Origin of the sequence: Streptomyces pactum, from assembly GCF_002005225.1 — a bacterium.
Lineage (GTDB): Bacteria > Actinomycetota > Actinomycetes > Streptomycetales > Streptomycetaceae > Streptomyces > Streptomyces pactum_A.
Genome location: NZ_CP019724.1, coordinates 499,409 through 517,005, shown reverse-complemented (window position 1 = coordinate 517,005; position 17,597 = coordinate 499,409). Strand labels below are relative to the sequence as shown.

Below are 17,597 nucleotides of genomic sequence, written 5' to 3'. Positions count from 1 at the left end.
CCGGCGTCCGGGCCGGCCCACGCGCCCGGCCCGGACGCCCCCGTACTACGCCGTGCCGCGGAAGGTGTTGCGATACGCGCGCGGCGACACACCGAGGACCTCGCGGAAGTGCTGGCGCATCGCGGTCCCGGTGCCGAAACCGGAGCGGGCGGCGATGCGGTCGACCGGCTCGTCGCTGCGCTCCAGCAGCCGCCGGGCGTAGTCGAGGCGCTGCCGGCCGAGCCACTGCATGGGTGTCACCCCGGTCTCCTGCCGGAACCGCCGGTTGAGGGTCCGCACGCTCATCGCCGCCTGCCGCGCGAGCTCCTCCAGGGTGAGCGGCTCACCGATCCGCTGGAGCGCGTAGGTACGGGCGGCGGCCGTCGAGGAGTCGTCCACCTGCCGGATCGGCCGGTCGATGTACTGCGCCTGGCCGCCCTCGCGATGCGGCGGCACCACCGTGCGGCGCGCCACGGTGTTCGCCACCTCCGCGCCGTGGTCGTCGCGGATCATGTGCAGGCACAGGTCGATGCCGGCGGCGACACCGGCCGAGGTGAGCACGCCCCGGTCGTCGGTGTAGAGCACGTCCGGATCGACGTCGACCTCCGGGTACAGCGAGGCGAGTTCGGCGCAGGACTTCCAGTGCGTCGTGGCCCGGCGCCCCTCCAGCACACCGGCCGCGGCCAGCACGAACGAGCCGGTGCAGATGGACGCCAGCCGGGCGGTCGCGGGAACCCGGCCCAGCGCCGCGCGCACCGGGCCGGCGAGCCGCCCCCGTTCCTGCGGCCCGTAGTCCTCCACGGCCGCGGGCACCACCACCGTGTCGGCGCTCTCCAAGGCCTCCGGTCCGTGCGGGACGTTGACACTGAAGTCGGTGTCGGTGGAGACCTCGCCCGGCGCGGACGCGCACGTCAGCACCGAGTACAACGGCCGCCCGTCGTCGTCCTCGGCCGTGCCGAACAAGCGGTGCACGATCCCGAGTTCCATCGGCAGCAGCCCCGGCCGTACGAACACCACCACGCGGTGCACCGGCCGCCCCGCCTCCCACGCCTCACCCGTCGTCTTTCTCATGGCCAGATTCTTTCACTCGATGTCCATCCGGTCAGTGGTTTGGGTGCGGCGCCCGGCGGAGGGTGGGGGCCATGCCCCACACGACCGGACACTCCCGCACCCGCCTCGGACACCGCGCCTGGTGGGTCGCCGCCGTCACCGCGACCACGATCGTCGTCGCCGGCGCCTTCTCCACCATGCCCGGCATCCTCCAGGGCCCGCTGCAACGCGACTTCCACTGGTCCCGCGGCTCCATCGGCCTCGCCGCCTCGGTGAACATGGTCCTGTACGGCCTCACCGCCCCCTTCGCCGCCGCGCTGATGGACCGCTTCGGCATCCGGCGGATCGTCCTCACCGCCCTCGGTGCCGTCGCCGGGGGAGCGCTGCTCACCACCGTCATGGACGCCGCCTGGCAGTTCACCCTCTTCTGGGGCCTCCTCGTCGGCCTGGGCACCGGGTCCCTGTCCATGACCTTCGCCACCACCGTCGCGAACCGCTGGTTCACCGAACGGCGCGGCCTGGTCACCGGCATCCTCTCCTCGGCCGGCGTTCTCGGCCAGATGGTCTTCCTGCCCGCCCTGTCCTGGACCATCGACCACTACGACTGGCGCCCCGCCCTGGTCACCCTCGCCCTCGCCGCACTCGCCACCGCCCTCCTCGTCCGGCTCGCCCTGAGCGACCACCCCGCCGACAGCGGCCGACGCCCCTACGGCAGCCCCGTCTTCGTCCCCAAGCCCGCCCCCGTCCCCGGCGCCGCGCGCCGCGCCCTCCGGGTCCTGCGCGAGGCCGCGCACACCACTCCCTTCTGGCTGCTGGCGGCCGCGTTCGCCGTCTGCGGAGCCTCCACCAACGGCATCATGTGGACCCATTTCGCCCCCGCCGCCCACGACCACGGCATGCCCGTGACCACCGCCTCGACGCTGCTCGCCCTCATCGGCGTCTTCAACGTCTTCGGCACCGTCGCCGCCGGGTGGCTCACCGACCGCTTCGACGCCCGCAGGCTGCTCGCCGTGGTCTTCACCCTGCGCGGCCTCCTGCTGGTCACGCTGCCCCTGATCATGAGCGCGGCCGTCACACCGCCGATGATGGCCTTCGTCGTCCTCTTCGGCCTGCTCGACCTCGCCACGGTGCCGCCGGTCATCGCCCTGTGCCGTCGGTTCTACGGCGACGACAGCGCCATCGTCTTCGGCTGGACCAGCGCCGCCCACCAGGTCGGCGCGGCCCTGGCGTCCTTCCTCGGCGGCGTCGCACGCGACGTCTTCGCCACCTACGACCCGGTCTGGGTCGTCCTCGGCGGGGCCTGCGCCGCCGCGGCACTGCTCGCCCTCACCGTCCGCCGTGCCGGGCCGCGCGTGGTCGCGGCGCCGCTGCCGGATCGAAAAGCGGTGGCCGCCCGTGGAGCGCGATGCTGACATGGCGTGATGCGGAGCGAGACTTCAGTGGTCGTGGACCGGGGCCGGTACCGGGACGCGGTGACTCCCTGGGAGGACGAGGCCTGGCGGACCACGGCCCTCGGCTGGGTGGCGGGCGAACTCGAAGCCCTCGGACTGCGGTCGACGGGGGAGTGGCGGGTGCGGCTGCGGCCCTGGTCCGTCCTGGTGCGGCTGGCCGTCGAGGGCCGCGGCGCCGTCTGGTTCAAGGCGAACCCGCCGGCCAGTGCGTTCGAGGGCCCGTTGACCGCGGCGCTGGCCCGCTGGGTGCCGGAGCACGTACTCGAGCCGCTTGCCGTGGACGCCGACCGAGGCTGGTCGTTGTCGTCCGACGGGGGACCGCTCCTGCGTGACGTACTCGGCCGGGAGCCGGCGAATCCCCGGATCTGGGAAGAGCCGCTGCGCCAGTACGCCGCCATGCAGCACGCCCTGACTCCGCACGCCCGGGAGATCGAGCGGCTGGGTGTCCCCGGCACGCCGGCCACCGCACTGCCCGGCGTCTTCGACCGGCTCGACCACACCGCGCTGCGGCCGGGGGAACGTGAAGCACTCCGGGAACTGCGCCCCCGCCTCCTGGACTGGTGCGCGGAACTCGCGGCCGTGGGCATCCCGGACTCCCTCGACCACGCGGACCTCCACGAGGGCCAACTGTTTTGCCCCGCGCCGGGCAGGTTCACGTTCTTCGACTGGGGCGACGCCGTGGTCTCGCACCCCTTCTGCAGCCTGCCGGTCCCCGCCCGCCGGGCCCGCGAGCGATACGGGCCGCACGTACTGCCGCGACTGCGTGACGCCTACCTGGAGCCGTGGACGGGCGGCGGCCGGAGCACGGCGGAACTACGGCGTGCGGTGAGCCTCGCGTGGCGGCTGAGCGCCCTGAGCCGCGCCGGCGCCTACGGCAGGCTGTTCCCCTCGGCGTACGGCCCCGCGCGTGCCGCGGTGGCCGCGGACGGTGCCCGCTGCCTGCTGGAACTGCTCGGCGATCCGCCGGTCTAGCCGTCGTTGTCAGTGGCGGATGCGAGGCTGCGGGGCATGGATGAGGTGGAGTTCATGCGGGGCAGGGTCTACGGCGCCGACCACGACGACCCCGGGCCGCGGGCCGGACGCGTCTACGCGCATCTGGTGGGCGGCCCCCTGGACGGTCTGCTCCTGGACGTCACCGACCTCGCGGAGCACGAGCGCGGCCGGGGAGTGTCGCTGGCGACGGAGATAGGCCGATACGGCCCGGGGGGCCGCTCGGCGTACGGCCCGAGGCCGGGCGACCCCCGCCGCTTCGACTGGCGGGGCGACGTGCCCTGACGTCACCCCGGCTCCTCCCCGGAGCGCGGGTGGCGGGCCCGGAGAAATTGCACGGGATTCCGGGCCAACCGGCCGGCCAGACCGAGAGGCACGCCCGCACCGTGCCCGACGGCGCCAGTGGACGGCACTCCGTGGTGGTGACGGTCGAGTGACCCACAGGACCGGCCGCCCTCCCTCCCCCTGATCGTCGACACCGCCCTGATTCCCCGGGGACTGACAGCCCGTTGCCTGCCGGGCGACGCGCGAGGGCGCCCGGCGGGACGGCTCCGGCGGGACCGGGGCCTCGGGGCGGCCGGTGCTCCGCCCGGCCGCCCCGCTCCCCGCGATCGAGGCGGTCACCTGGTGAGCCGGCTGCCCACCGGCCCAGGAGAGGCGAGGTCTCCGCACACCTCGCACCCCACACTTTGTCCCCCCGGCGGAAGAAGAATCGAGATCTTGCGCGAAAGGGGTTACAGGTGCGGACCAATGCCGCTAGCTTCCTTGAAATGAACCGGTCATAGACCCCCGACCGGTGCGCGACGGCGCGACGGCGCGCGCCCGTACTCCCTCACGGCAGGTCTCGCACGCCTGCCGCCACCCCACACTCCCCGGGAGAACTCTGTGCGCACGAGACCGCTCGGACACAGACGTGTCCGCTCCCTACTGCCGGCCGTGGCATGTGTCATCGGCCTGGCCCTGCCGATCAGCCCGGCCGCCGCCGCCCCGGTGGACCCGGGCGGCGGGGCCGGGGCAGCGGCCGCCGAGAACTTTCAACAGGTCACCCTCGCCAAGGGCGTGGCCGAAACGGGCGAACCCATGACGCTGGCGGTACTGCCCGACCGCTCGGTGCTGCACACCTCGCGCGACGGCACACTCCGGCTGACCGACGCGGCGGGCACCACCCGCGTGGCGGGCAAGCTCGACGTCTACAGCCACGACGAGGAGGGCCTGCAGGGCGTCGCGGCGGACCCGGACTTCGCTGCCAACCGGTTCGTGTACCTCTACTACGCCCCCGAGCTCGACACACCGGCCGGTGACGCGCCGGCGGACGGATCCGCGTCCGACTTCGCCCCGTTCGACGGGGTCAACCGCCTGTCCCGGTTCGTCCTGAAGGCCGACGGCACCCTGGACCTGGGCACCGAGAGGAAGATCCTCGACGTGCCCGCCTCCCGGGGCCTGTGCTGCCACGTCGGCGGCGACATCGACTTCGACGCGGTGGGCAACCTGTACCTGTCCACCGGCGACGACACCAACCCCTTCGCCTCGGACGGCTACACCCCCATCGACGAGCGTGCCTCGCGCAACCCCGCCTACGACGCCCAGCGTTCCTCGGGCAACACCAACGACCTGCGCGGCAAGATCCTGCGCGTCAAGGTGAACGCCGACGGGACGTACGGCATCCCGCCCGGCAACCTCTTCGCGCCCGGCACCGCCAGGACCCGGCCCGAGATCTACGCCATGGGCTTCCGCAACCCCTTCCGGATGAGCGTCGACAAAGCCACGGGCACCGTCTACGTCGGTGACTACGGCCCCGACGCGGGCACCGCCAACGCCTCCCGGGGCCCCGCCGGGCAGGTCGAGTTCAACCGGATCACCAAGGCCGGCAACTTCGGCTGGCCGTACTGCACCGGCGACAACGACGCCTACGTCGACCACGACTTCGCCACCGGTGCGGCGGGTGGCGCGTTCGACTGCTCCGCGCCCAGGAACACCTCGCCGCGCAACACCGGCCTGACCGAACTGCCGCCGGCCCAGCCCGCCTGGATCCCCTACGACGGAGGCTCCGTACCGGAGTTCGGCAGCGGATCCGAGTCGCCCATGGGCGGACCCGTCTACCGCTACGACGCGAACTCCACCTCCGCGGTGAAGTTCCCCGAGGCGTACGACGGCGACTTCTTCGCCGGCGAGTTCGGCCGCCGCTGGATCAAGCGCATCGAGACCGGCGGCGACGGAACCGTGCAGTCCATCAACTCCTTCCCCTGGAGCGGCACCCAGGTGATGGACATGGCCTTCGGCCCGGACGGCGCCCTCTACGTCCTCGACTACGGCACCGGCTACTTCAACGGCGACGCCAACTCCGCCCTGTACCGCATCGAGCACGTGACCGGCGGCCACGCCCCGGTGGCCCAGGCCAAGGCGAACACCACTTCCGGCGCCGCGCCCCTCGCGGTGGCCTTCTCCTCCGCCGGCAGCTCGGACGCGGACGGCGACGCCCTCACCCACTCCTGGGACTTCGGCGACGGCGCCACCTCCACCGCGGCCAACCCCTCCCACACGTACACCACCAACGGCCAGTACACGGCGACGCTGAAGGTCACCGACACGACCGGCAAGTCCGCCACCGCCTCCGTGCGGATCACCGTCGGGAACACCGCGCCCACCGTGCGCATCGACCTGCCCACCGACGGACGCGTCTACGACTTCGGCGCCGCCATCCCGTTCAAGGTGACGGTGACCGACCCCGAGGACGGCACCATCGACTGCGCCGAGGTGAAGGTCACCTTCATCATCGGCCACGACAGCCACGGCCACCCGCAGACCTCTGCCACCGGCTGCACCGGGACCCTGCGGACCCTGGCGGACGGCGAGCACGACCCCAACGCCAACATCTTCGGCGTCATCGACGCCGAGTACACCGACAAGGGCGCGAACGGCCAGCCCGCCCTCACCACCCACGACCAGCACATCACCCAGCCCAGCCACCGGCAGGCCGAGCACTACGGCGACTCCTCGGGCGTCCAGGTCGTCGACCACGCACCCGCGCACGGCGGCAGGACGGTCGGCCACATCGAGAACGGCGACTGGATCTCCTTCCGGCCCTACGCCCTCGACAACACCACCGCCTTCACCGCCCGGGTCTCCTCGGGGGGCACCGGCGGCACGATCGAGGTGCGCGCCGGCTCTCCGGCCGGCACTCTGATCGGCACGGCGGCGGTGCCGGTGACCGGCGGCTGGGAGACCTTCCAGGACGTGACGGCCGCGCTGAACAACCAGCCGGCCGGTTCCACGACCCTGTACCTCGTCTTCAAGGGCGGCAGCGGATCGCTGTTCGACATCGACGAGTTCTCGTTCGGCACCGCGGCGGGCGGCGACCGTACGGGTCCGGTGCGGGGTGTCGGCGGCAAGTGTCTGGACGTGGACAACGCGGGTACGGCCGACGGCACCGAGGTGCAGATCTGGTCGTGCAACGGAAGTGCGGCGCAGGACTGGACGGTCGGTGGTGACGGCACGTTGAAGGCGCTGGGCAAGTGTCTGGACGTCTCGGGTGGCGGCAGCGCGGACGGTACGCGGGTCCAGTTGTGGACGTGCAACGGCACGGGCGCGCAGCGGTGGGCGGCGCAGTCGGACGGCACGGTGCGCAATCCGCAGTCGGGCAAGTGCCTGGACGCGTCGGGCGGTACCTGGAACGACGGGACGCCGGTCCACCTGTGGACCTGCCACACCGGCCAGAACCAGAAGTGGACCCTTCCGTAGAAAGGAGGCGACCGTACATGCGCAACCATCTGAAAGCGGCCCTCGGCCTGTTCGCCGGCGCCGTGCTGTGCGTGGCCCCCCAGGCCACCGCCCTGCCCGGCGTCGCCGCCGGGCCCACGGGCGACACCGTCCGCACCACGGCCCCGGCGGGCCCGGACGCGGCGGCACGGGCAGCGGCGGCCGACCCGGCGTACAAGATCCTGGTCTTCTCCCGGACCGCGGGCTTCCGTCACTCCTCGATCGACGACGGCATCGCGGCCCTGCGGGACCTCGGCACGGCGAACAACTTCACGGTCGACGCCACCGAGGACCCGGGAACCTTCACCACCGGGAACCTCGCCCAGTACAAGGCGGTCGTCTTCCTGTCGACGACGGGCGACGTGCTGGGTGACACCCAGCAGACGGCGTTCGAGAGTTACGTCAACGACGGCGGCGGCTACGTCGGCGTCCACGCCGCCGCCGACACCGAGTACGACTGGCCCTTCTACGAGGGGCTGGCCGGCGCCCTCTTCCAGTCCCACCCGGCCATCCAGTCCGCCACCGTCGAGATCGAGGACCGGGCGCACGACGCCACCGCGCACCTGGACGCCACCTGGCAGCGGACCGACGAGTGGTACAACTACCGCACCAACCCGCGCACCACCGCCCACGTCCTGGCCTCGCTCGACGAGTCCAGCTACGCGGGCGGTTCCATGAACGGTGACCACCCGATCGCCTGGTGCAAGGACTACGAGGGCGGCCGGGCCTTCTACACCGGCGGCGGTCACACCGACGAGTCCTACACCGACCCCGCCTTCCGCCGGCACCTGCTCGGCGGCATCCGCTGGGCGGCCGGGATGACCAACGCCGACTGCCGCCCGGAGAGCGGCTACACGTCCCTGTTCGACGGCTCCGGCACCACCGGCTGGCAGCAGGCGGGCCCCGGCGGGTTCACCCTCGCCGACGGCACCCTCACCTCCCACGGCGGACTGGGGATGCTCTGGTACTCCGCCGAGGAGTTCACCGGCGACTACTCCCTCAAGCTGGACTGGAGGGCGGCCGGGGACGACAACTCCGGTGTCCTCGTGGGCTTCCCGGCGTCGGGCGACCCCTGGTCCGCGGTGGACAACGGCTACGAGATCCAGATCGACGCCACGGACGCGGCCGACCGCACCACGGGCGCCGTCTACGGCTTCCGGTCGGCGGACCTCCCCGCGCGCGACGCCGCCCTGAACCCGCCGGGGGAGTGGAACACGTACGAGATCCGCGTCACCGGGGAGCGGCTGGAGGTCTTCCTCAACGGCGTGAAGATCAACGACTTCACCAACACCGACCCGGCACGGAGCCTGCGACAGGGATACATCGGACTCCAGAACCACGGGGACGGCGACGAGGTGGCCTTCCGCGACATCCGCGTCAAGAGGGCCGGGACACAGCCGCCCGGCGACCGTACGGGTCCGGTGCGGGGTGTCGGCGGCAAGTGTCTGGACGTGGACAACGCGGGTACGGCCGACGGCACCGAGGTGCAGATCTGGTCGTGCAACGGAAGTGCGGCGCAGGACTGGACGGTCGGTGGTGACGGCACGTTGAAGGCGCTGGGCAAGTGTCTGGACGTCTCGGGTGGCGGCAGCGCGGACGGTACGCGGGTCCAGTTGTGGACGTGCAACGGCACGGGTGCGCAGCGGTGGGTGGCGCAGTCGGACGGCACGGTGCGCAATCCGCAGTCGGGCAAGTGTCTGGACGCGTCGGGCGGTACCTGGAACGACGGGACGCCGGTCCACCTGTGGACCTGCCACACCGGCCAGAACCAGAAGTGGACCCTGCCCTGACGGGTGCCGCGAGATGAGTGACACCGGACCGGCCGGCCGCCCGGAAACGGGCGGTCGGCCGGCGGTCCCGGGACGGGCGGCAAGCGTTTTCTGCTCGATGGCTTGACGTGTACGCGGCGTAATGAGTTCATGGGAGGCGCCTCATGGGAGCGCTCCCACATCGTTCCGGCAATCATTCCGGCACCCTCGTTGTCCTTCGTGTCCGCACTACTCAGTCATGGAGTCGCCGTGCGTACAGCAAGACGCGATACACCCGAGAGCCTGGTCCGCCTGCTGACCGGGCTGGCCGCCCTGCTCGGCCTGGTCGTCGTCGGTGCCCTCTGCCCGGCCGCCGCGCTGGCCCGGTCGCCCGGCCCCCAGGCCGCCGGCCTGCACATCAGTGACGGCCGGCTGCTCGAGGGTAACGGCAACGACTTCGTCATGCGCGGGGTCAACCACGCCCACACCTGGTACCCCGGTGAGACGCAGTCGCTGGCGGACGTCAAGGCACTGGGCGCCAACACCGTCCGGGTCGTCCTGTCCGACGGTCACCGCTGGAGCGAGAACAGCCCCGAGGACGTGGCCGCCGTCGTCGGCCAGTGCAAGGCGAACCGGCTGATCTGCGTACTGGAGGTGCACGACACCACCGGTTACGGCGAGGAAGCCGCCGCCGGCACGCTCGACCACGCAGCCGACTACTGGATCGGCCTCAAGGAGGTGCTGGCCGGCGAAGAGGACTACGTCATCGTCAACATCGGCAACGAGCCCTGGGGCAACACCGACCCCGCCGGCTGGACCGAGCCGACCATCGCCGCTGTCGAGAAGCTGCGCGCCGCCGGTTTCCAGCACACGATCATGGTGGACGCGCCCAACTGGGGCCAGGACTGGCAGGGGGTCATGCGGGCCAACGCGCGGTCCGTGTACGACGCCGACCCCACCGGCAACCTGATCTTCTCGATCCACATGTACAGCGTCTACGACACCGCCCAGGAGATCACCGACTACCTGAACGCCTTCGTCGACGCCGGACTCCCCCTCCTCATCGGCGAGTTCGGCGGCCCCGCCGACCAGTGGGGAGACCCCGACGAGGACACCATGATGGCCACCGCCGAACAGCTCGGCCTCGGCTACCTGGCCTGGTCCTGGAGCGGCAACACCGACCCGGTCCTCGACCTCGCCCTCGACTTCGACCCCAGCCGCCTCAGCTCCTGGGGCGAGCGCATCTTCCACGGCGCCGACGGCATCGCCGGGACCTCGAAGGAGGCCACGGTCTTCGGCGGCGGCGACCCGGACGACACCCAGGCCCCGACGGCGCCCGGCGCCCCGTCCGCCTCCGCCGTCACGGACACCTCCGTCACCCTCGGCTGGACCGCCGCCACCGACAACGTCGGCGTCACCGGCTACGACGTCGTCCGGGTCGGCGACGGCGCGGAGACCGAGGCCGCCGCGTCCACCACCAACACCGCCACCGTGACCGGCCTCACCGCCGGCACCGCCTACACCTTCGCCGTCTACGCCCGCGACGCGGCGGGCAACCGCTCGGCCCGCTCCGCCACCGTGGACGTGACCACCGACGAGGCGGGCGGTACTCCCGGCACCACCTGCTCCGTCGGGTACCGCGTCGTGGGCGAGTGGCCCGGCGGCTTCCAGGGCGAGATCGCCGTCCGCAACACCGGCACCGCGCCCGTCGGACCGTGGACGCTCGCCTTCTCCTTCGCCGACGGCCAGACGATCACGAACATGTGGGGAGGCACCCCGACCCAGAACGCCGGCGCGGTGAGCGTCGCCCCCGCCTCCTACACCTCCACCATCCCCGCCGGCGGCACGGTCACCCTCGGATTCACCGGTGCGCGCGGCGGCACCAACACCGCCCCCGGCGTCTTCAGCCTCAACGGGACCGCGTGCGCCACGACGTGAGCGCCCGGCCCACCACCCGGCGGCGGCCACCTGCCTCCGCCGGGTGGTACCGGGGTGTGTGCGGAGGGCGTCACCACGACACCTCGCGGACGTTGGCCTGACTCCGCGGCTGCGTCGTCGCGGTGATCTCCGACCGGTGGCGGCTCGCCGAGAAGGTCACCGTCAGCGTCCGCGGCCCGCTCTGCTCCGTACTCACCGTGAAGCCCCGGTTCGGCACCGCCGAGACCAGGCACACCCCGCCGCCGCCGAACCGCACCGTCGCCTTGCCGCCCTCGGACGGCACCGTGTACACACCGGCCCCGCCCTCCTCGCACCCCGGGTCGCCCCCGCCCGCCGGGGCCCGCGGGGGTGTGGTGCGGGCGGCAGGCGTCGGTGTCGGACTCGGCTCGGGCGGCCTCTCGGTGGTACGGGACGGCGTCGGGCTGGGCCTCCGGCCGGTCGGTGACGGGCTGGGGGAGGGCTTCGCGGTCTTGGACGCAGTGGGCCGGGGGGACGCCGGCAGCTCCTTCGGCGCCGACTGCGCGACCGGCGCGGTCGGCCGGGTCGAGCCCACCACGAAGTGGATCGTGATGATGACAGCCGTGACGCTGGCCGCCGTGCACGACAGCCAGATGAACAGGTAGCGCAGGAGGCGGGACACGACACCATAGTGACGGACCGGCTAACGTGCCTGCCCATGGCCTCCGTACTTGTCGTCGAGGACGACCCTGTGATCCGGGCCGCGCTGATCGAGGTCCTGACCGGACACGGCTACGCGGTGAAGACCGCCCACCAGGGATTCGAGGCGCTGCGCGACATCACCCAGAGCCCGCCGGACATCGTGGTGCTCGACCTCGGGCTGCCCGACATCGACGGTCTGGACGTGCTGCGGATGATCCGGGGCGTCTCCCGTGTACCGGTGCTGGTCGCCACCGCCCGCGACGACGACACCGAGATCATCCGGCTGCTCAACGCCGGCGCCGACGACTACATGGTCAAGCCGTTCTCCGGCGGCCAGCTCGCGGCCCGGCTCGCCGCGGTGCTGCGCCGCTCCGTGCCCGCCGGCGTCCGGGACGCGCGGCGGCCCGTCGTCCAGGTCGCCGACCTGCGCATCGACCCCACCGCGCGCACCGCACACCTCGGCGGTCGGGAACTCCCCCTGACCCGCCGTGAGTTCGACCTGCTCGCCTACCTCGCCGCCAACGCCGACCAGGTCATCTCCCGGCAGCGGATACTCGCCGAGGTGTGGCAGCAGCCGTACGTGGAGGACCAGACGGTCGACGTCCATCTCTCCGCACTCCGCCGCAAAATGGGCGAGCAGGCGCGAAAGCCCCGCTATCTCCACACCGTGCGCGGCATCGGCATCAAGCTGGTCAGCTCGCCATGAGACGCGCCCTCGCCGGGATCGCCCTGGCCGTCACCTCGATGGTGGCGCTGTCGTTCCTCATCCCGCTCGCCCTCCTCGTACGCGAACAGGCCCGGGACCGGGTCACCACCGCCGCCGAACAGCGCGCCTCGGCCCTCTCCCCGGTGCTCGCCCTCACCACCCGGCGCGCCGACGTACAGCAGGCCGTCGCCGAGCTGGGCTCGGCCGACCAGCTCGTCGTGCGGCTGCCCGACGGCGGCTTCGTCGGCACTCCGCACGCACCCGAGGGCGCCCTCGACCGGGCCGTGCGGGGACGCGAGACGCTCGCCGTCGACACCGCGGACGGCTGGGTCTACCTCCAGCCCGTCGTCCTGCGGGGCGACCGGGTCGCGGTGGTGGAGGCCTACGTGCCCGCCGCGGACCTCACCCGGGGGGTGGCCGCGTCGTGGGGCGTGATGGCGCTGCTCGCCCTGGGGCTGGTCGGTGGCTCGGTGCTGGTCGCCGACCGGCTCGGCGCCCGCGTCGTCCGCTCCTCGCGCGGCCTCAAGCGCGCCTCGCTCGCCCTCGGCTCCGGCAACCTGGACGTACGGGTCGAACCGGACGGCCCGCCCGAGCTCCAGGAAGCCGGTGTGGCGTTCAACACCATGGCCGACCGGGTCGTCGACCTGCTCGCCGTCGAACGCGAACTGGTCGCCGACCTCTCGCACCGGCTGCGCACACCACTGACCGCCCTCTACCTGGAGGCCGACCGGATGGGGGCGACCCCGAGCGCCCGGCGGGTCACGGAAGCGGCCGGCCAGCTCGAGAGCGAGCTCGACTCGATCATCGCGGCCGCGCGCACGCCCCTGGCCGCGGTGCAGCACGGCGGTGCCGGGGCGGGCCCGGCCAAGCCGTGCGACGTCGCCGAGGTGGTCGCCATGCGCCTGGACTTCTGGTCGGTCCTCGCCACCCAGCAGGGCCGGCCCTACGAGCGCTACCTGACCCCGCGCCCGGCGCCGGTCGCCTTCCCGGAGGACGACCTCGCGGCCGTCGTCGACGCCCTGATCGGCAACGTCTTCCGGCACACCCCGCAGGGCACCGCCTTCGCCGTCCGCGTGGAGCGGGCGGAGCGGCACGTGTTCCTCACCGTCGACGACGCCGGCCCCGGCGTGACGGACCCCGAGGCCGCGCTCACCCGGGGCGTCAGCGTCGGCGGCTCCACCGGCCTCGGCCTGGACATCGTGGCCCGGGCGGCCCGCGCGGCGGACGGCGAACTGACGATCACCCGCGCGCCACTGGGCGGAGCGCGGGTGCGGGTGTCGTTCGTACTCGCCGGTGCGAGCGGCGCCCAAGGAGGGGGCCGGTGACGGACGTCAGCGACCGGCGCCGAAGTTCTGGGTCCACCAGGGGCCGCCGTCGCCGAAGTGGACGCCGACGCCCAGCTCCTCGAAGGAGCAGTTGAGTACGTTCGCGCGGTGGCCGGGGCTGTTCATCCAGGAGTCCATCACCGAGGCGGCGTCCGCCTGCCCCCGGGCTATGTTCTCGCCCAGCGTGGACCACTGGTAGCCGGCGGCCTCGACCCGGGTCGTCATCGTGGAGCCGTCGGGGCCCGTGTGGGACATCACGCCGCTGCTCGCCATGACGTCGCTGTAGTCGTCGGCGGCCCGGGTCAGCCGGTCGTTCGCCGTGACCGGCGAGCAGCCCGCCGACGCCCGCTCCTCGTTCACGAGAGCGAGAACCCGCGCCTCGGGGCCGCCGCCCCCGCCGGAACCCGAGTCCGCACCCGATCCCGCGCCCGAACCGGCGTCCGAACCGTTGTCGCCGCCCCCGTTCGACGACCGGTCGCCGCCGCTCTTCGCCGTCGTCCTCGCGGGAGCCTTCGACGCGGGCTCGGCCGCCTTCGCCGGGCCGGCGGCCGGATCCGCCGACTTCTTCGGCTCGTCCTTGTCCTTGTCCTTGGCCTTCGGCTCGGCGCTCGCGCTCGCGCTCGGCGAGCCGTCGGCCTCCGTGGCCGTCGGGCTCGCCGACACCGAGGCGAGCGGCGTCGCGCCGCCCGCCGCGTCCTCGGCGCCCGGTGCCTGCCCGGCGGCGTTCGTGGTGACCCGGTCCGCGGCGCCGCCGTCCTCGCCTCCGGTGACGGCCAGGGTGATCCCGACGCCCGCCGTCACGGTGACGGCGCCGAGCACGAGCGCGGTACCGCGGGTCCGGAGCCCGCCGCGGGGGCGGGCATGAGGGCGGGACGGGCGAGCGGCTCGGCGGGAACCCATACGGCAGGACACCTCGGCTTGTCGGTCGGCTGACGGACCCCCGTACCCGGTGGACGCGACCGCGCCCACCGGGACTGTGGGGGGTGTTCGAGAGCCTAGGGTGCGGCCGGCGCGTAAACGCCGGTTCGAAGGTCATCTTCAGAAAGCCTTAAAAGAGCCGCCAAAGTCCGTTGAGGAAGTGCGACAGCGCCGCCGTCGAGCGGCCCCGGCCCGTTACGCGCCCGCCGCCCGCCACCCTCGGTCCGCCGCGGGGCGCTTCTGCGTGAAAAGCGGACACGGGTGCCCGCAGGAGCCCCTCACGTGCTCCCGATGCTCCGCCGCCCCCCGTACACGGCGCTTACCGAGCCGGACGGCCGGACAGTCTGTCGGCGTGCCACCGGCAGGTCGCCGGTCACCGCCGGCGCACCCGAGGAGGCCGGGACCTCCCGCCCGCCGCCACCGGGCGCGCCGCGCACGGACGAAGGAGGAACCGGACATGCCGTCCACCGCTGAGGAACGACAGTTGCTCGAGGAACTGCGGGACCTGCTGGCCGCCACGGTCGAGGACCTGTCCGTGGAGGAGATCGATCCGGACTCCTCCCTCCAGGACGACCTGGGCGTCGACTCGCTGGCCAGGCTGGAACTGGTCGCCGCGATCGAGGACCGGTGGCAGATCGAGGTGCCGCCGGAGCAGGCGGACCGGCTCACGACGGTCCGGCAGATCGCCGCCCACCTCGCCGAAACCGTCGCCGCCCCCGCGGGCGGCACCGCGTGAGCCCACGACACGCGGCCGGCCCCGACCCCGGGGAACGGGCCGCCGTCATCACCGGGCTGGGACTGACGACCGCGCTGGGCGGCGACGTCCCCTCCACCTGGCGAGCCCTGCTGGGCGGCGGGTGCGGAGTCGAGCGCGTCGACTTCGCGGCGCCGGAAGGGCCCGCGCAGGTGTACCTCGCGGCCCGGGCCGCGGTCGACCCCGGGACGGCCCTGTCGTCCGCCAAAGCGGCGCAGTGCGACCGTTCGGCGCGGTTCGCCCTCGTCGCCGCCCGGGAGGCCGTTCGCGACGCGGGGTTCCCCGACGCGTCAACGCTCTCCGCGGCCGGCACGCGGGTGGCCGTGGCCGTCGGGGTGGGGCTGGGCGGGCTCACCAGCATCCTGGAGCAGAACCACCGCCTGGAGACCCGGGGCGCGGCGCGGGTGAGTCCGCGCACCATCCCGGTCATGCTGCCCAACCACCCGGCCGCCGAAGTGGGGCTGATGGTGGGCGCCAGGGCCGGCGTCCACGCCCCCGTCAGCGCCTGCGCGTCCGGCGCCGAGGCCCTCGCCCAGGCCCTCGGCCTGATCCGGGAGGGCCGCGCCGACCTCGTGGTCGCGGGCGGCGCCGAGGCAGCGCTGCACCCGCTCGCCCTGGCCGGGTTCGCGCGGTTGCGGGCCCTGTCCCGGCGCCACGACGACCCCAAGGGCGCGTCCAGACCCTTCGACGCCGACCGGGACGGCTTCGTGATGGGGGAGGGCGCCGGCGTGCTCGTCGTCGAGAGCGCCGGGCACGCCGCGGCCCGTGGGGCACGCGTCCACGCCCGGCTGACCGGCGCGGGCATCACCAACGACAGCCACCACGTGGCCCAGCCCGCGCCCGGCGGAACGGGCTGCGCGGCCGCCGTCGACGCCGCGCTGCGTGACGCCGGGCTCCTTCCGGAGGAGGTCCAGCACATCAACGCGCACGCCACCTCCACACCGCTCGGCGACCTCGGCGAGGCGCAGGCGCTGCACAAGGTCTTCGGCGAGACACTGGACGACGTGGCGGTCAGCGCGACCAAGGGCGCCTTCGGGCACACACTCGGCGCCGCCGGTGCCATCGAGGCCGTCCTCACCGTCCTCGCCCTGCGGGACAGAACCGCACCGCCCGCGTGCAGTCTCGAACGAGTGGATCCCGAGATCGGCCTGAACGTCGTCGGCCGCACTCCCGCGGCGCTGCACTCCGGGCCCCTCTCGGCCATCACCACGAGCATGGGCTTCGGCGGCCACAACATCGCGCTCGCCTTCGCCGACGCCTCATGAGCAACGACCTCCTGGCCCCCGCCGGCGGCACACCGCGCACCGTGCTGATGTGCCCCGGCCAGGGGGCCTACCTTCCCGGCGCGCTGCGTCACCTGGGCGACGTCCCGTCCGTCTCGGAGGTGCTGCGGCGGGTGGACGACCACAGCACCGCGCTCGGCGGCACCGGGACACCTGTCGGCCACCTCCTCACCGACGCCGGGGCGCCCGGCCCCGGCCCACTCCTGCTCGCCGACCCCCTGGCCTTCGACCTGGCCACCTATGCCGCGGTGGTCGCCTCCGCCACCGTCCTGCTCGACCTCGCGACCCCGCCCGTCCACGCGGTGCTCGGCCACAGTGTGGGCGACCTCGCGGCGCTCACCGTGGCCGGGGCCATCACCCTGGAACAGGGCGTCCGACTGCTGCACGTGCGCGACCGGCTGCTGCGCGACGCGGCGCTGCCGGCGGCGGGCCTGCTGGCCACCGACATGACCGCCGACCTGGCGGCGGACCTCCTGTCCGCCGCGGACCTGCCACAGGTGCGGATCGCCGCCCGCAACGCCCCCCGCCAGACGGTCCTCGCCGGGCCCGACGACCAATTGGCCGCCGTCCGGCGCACGGCCCGGGGGCTCGGTCGTCGCGCCACCCCGCTGACCAGCCGCACCGCCTACCACCACCCCCTGCTCACCGAGGTCCACCGGGCGTTCCGACGCCTCCTGCGGGCGCAGCCCGTCGCCCCGCCCACGCTCGCCGTCTACACGGCCACCGTGGCGCGGCCCGCACGCACCCCGGCCGAGCTGCGTACCGTGGCGGCCGCCCACCTCACCGAACCCCTGGCCTTCCACCGAACCCTGCACGCGATGCGCCTGGCCGGTTTCACCACCTACCTCGACAGCGGCCCCCGAGCCCTGCTCAGCGCCCTGGCCAGGGCCGGGCTGCCCGGCTGCGCCACGGCCGCCCCCTCCCGCACACCGGTCGGCGTCGACCGCATACGCCACCGCCTCACCGTCGCCCCGCGGTGACGAAGGCCCTCCCGGCCGGGTCCCGCGCCCGGATCGGGGTAGGCGGAGGGGAATCCGAA

14 protein-coding genes are annotated in these 17,597 nt (G+C 73.5%); 12 read left to right on the top strand and 2 right to left on the bottom strand.

All coding sequences use genetic code 11. The annotated features are described in order from the left end of the window. Positions 1–45: 45 nt before the first annotated feature. Positions 46–1,050, bottom strand: a complete 1,005-nt coding sequence (locus tag B1H29_RS02180; RefSeq protein ID WP_055421384.1) for a GlxA family transcriptional regulator — start codon at positions 1,048–1,050, stop codon at positions 46–48. 71 nt (positions 1,051–1,121) lie between these two features. Here B1H29_RS02180 and B1H29_RS02175 point away from each other — a divergent pair, with 71 nt between their 5' ends. The 9 genes from B1H29_RS02175 to B1H29_RS02130 all read left to right on the top strand — a co-directional run bounded on the left by B1H29_RS02175 (position 1,122) and on the right by B1H29_RS02130 (position 13,603). Next, positions 1,122–2,441: an MFS transporter gene (locus B1H29_RS02175; RefSeq protein WP_055421385.1), complete on the top strand. Its 1,320-nt coding sequence runs from the start codon at positions 1,122–1,124 to the stop codon at positions 2,439–2,441. Positions 2,442–2,450: 9 nt separating this feature from the next. Further along, positions 2,451–3,452 (top strand): phosphotransferase, encoded by a 1,002-nt coding sequence (locus B1H29_RS02170; RefSeq protein ID WP_055421386.1) that lies wholly within the window; start codon positions 2,451–2,453, stop codon positions 3,450–3,452. 36 nt (positions 3,453–3,488) lie between these two features. After that, positions 3,489–3,755: a hypothetical protein gene (locus tag B1H29_RS02165; RefSeq protein WP_055421387.1), complete on the top strand. Its 267-nt coding sequence runs from the start codon at positions 3,489–3,491 to the stop codon at positions 3,753–3,755. Positions 3,756–4,355: 600 nt separating this feature from the next. Beyond that, positions 4,356–7,208 carry a PQQ-dependent sugar dehydrogenase gene (locus B1H29_RS02160; RefSeq protein WP_055421388.1) on the top strand — a complete coding sequence of 951 codons (2,853 nt, stop codon included), beginning with the start codon at positions 4,356–4,358 and terminating at the stop codon, positions 7,206–7,208. 17 nt (positions 7,209–7,225) lie between these two features. Then, on the top strand, positions 7,226–9,016 hold the full coding sequence (locus B1H29_RS02155) for a ThuA domain-containing protein (RefSeq protein WP_079159965.1): 1,791 nt from the start codon (positions 7,226–7,228) through the stop codon (positions 9,014–9,016). A 228-nt stretch (positions 9,017–9,244) separates the two neighbouring features. Then, a complete protein-coding gene (locus B1H29_RS02150) occupies positions 9,245–10,912 on the top strand; it encodes a cellulase family glycosylhydrolase (RefSeq protein ID WP_055421389.1) in 1,668 nt (555 codons plus the stop codon). A gap of 122 nt (positions 10,913–11,034) precedes the next feature. After that, positions 11,035–11,535 (top strand): hypothetical protein, encoded by a 501-nt coding sequence (locus B1H29_RS02140; RefSeq protein ID WP_234393172.1) that lies wholly within the window; start codon positions 11,035–11,037, stop codon positions 11,533–11,535. Positions 11,536–11,588: 53 nt separating this feature from the next. Further along, complete coding sequence (locus B1H29_RS02135) at positions 11,589–12,278, top strand: response regulator transcription factor (protein ID WP_055421390.1); 690 nt, start codon at positions 11,589–11,591, stop codon at positions 12,276–12,278. After that, entirely contained in the window at positions 12,275–13,603 is a 1,329-nt protein-coding gene (locus B1H29_RS02130; RefSeq protein ID WP_055421391.1) for a sensor histidine kinase, read from the top strand. Before B1H29_RS02135 ends, B1H29_RS02130 begins: the two co-directional genes overlap by 4 nt. A 6-nt stretch (positions 13,604–13,609) precedes the next feature. Here B1H29_RS02130 and B1H29_RS02125 read toward each other — a convergent pair whose 3' ends face one another. Next, a complete protein-coding gene (locus tag B1H29_RS02125; protein ID WP_055421392.1) occupies positions 13,610–14,503 on the bottom strand; it encodes a CAP domain-containing protein in 894 nt (297 codons plus the stop codon). A 475-nt stretch (positions 14,504–14,978) separates the two neighbouring features. Here B1H29_RS02125 and B1H29_RS02120 point away from each other — a divergent pair, with 475 nt between their 5' ends. The 3 genes from B1H29_RS02120 to B1H29_RS02110 are packed head-to-tail and all read left to right on the top strand — an operon-like array spanning position 14,979 to position 17,538. Further along, on the top strand, positions 14,979–15,257 hold the full coding sequence (locus B1H29_RS02120) for an acyl carrier protein (RefSeq protein ID WP_055421393.1): 279 nt from the start codon (positions 14,979–14,981) through the stop codon (positions 15,255–15,257). Continuing rightward, on the top strand, positions 15,254–16,540 hold the full coding sequence (locus B1H29_RS02115; protein ID WP_055421394.1) for a beta-ketoacyl-[acyl-carrier-protein] synthase family protein: 1,287 nt from the start codon (positions 15,254–15,256) through the stop codon (positions 16,538–16,540). Before B1H29_RS02120 ends, B1H29_RS02115 begins: the two co-directional genes overlap by 4 nt. Next, the gene (locus B1H29_RS02110) at positions 16,537–17,538 is read left to right on the top strand and encodes an ACP S-malonyltransferase (protein WP_055421395.1); all 1,002 of its coding nucleotides are present in this window, start codon (positions 16,537–16,539) and stop codon (positions 17,536–17,538) included. The genes B1H29_RS02115 and B1H29_RS02110 overlap by 4 nt, the downstream gene beginning before the upstream one ends. Positions 17,539–17,597: the final 59 nt, after the last annotated feature.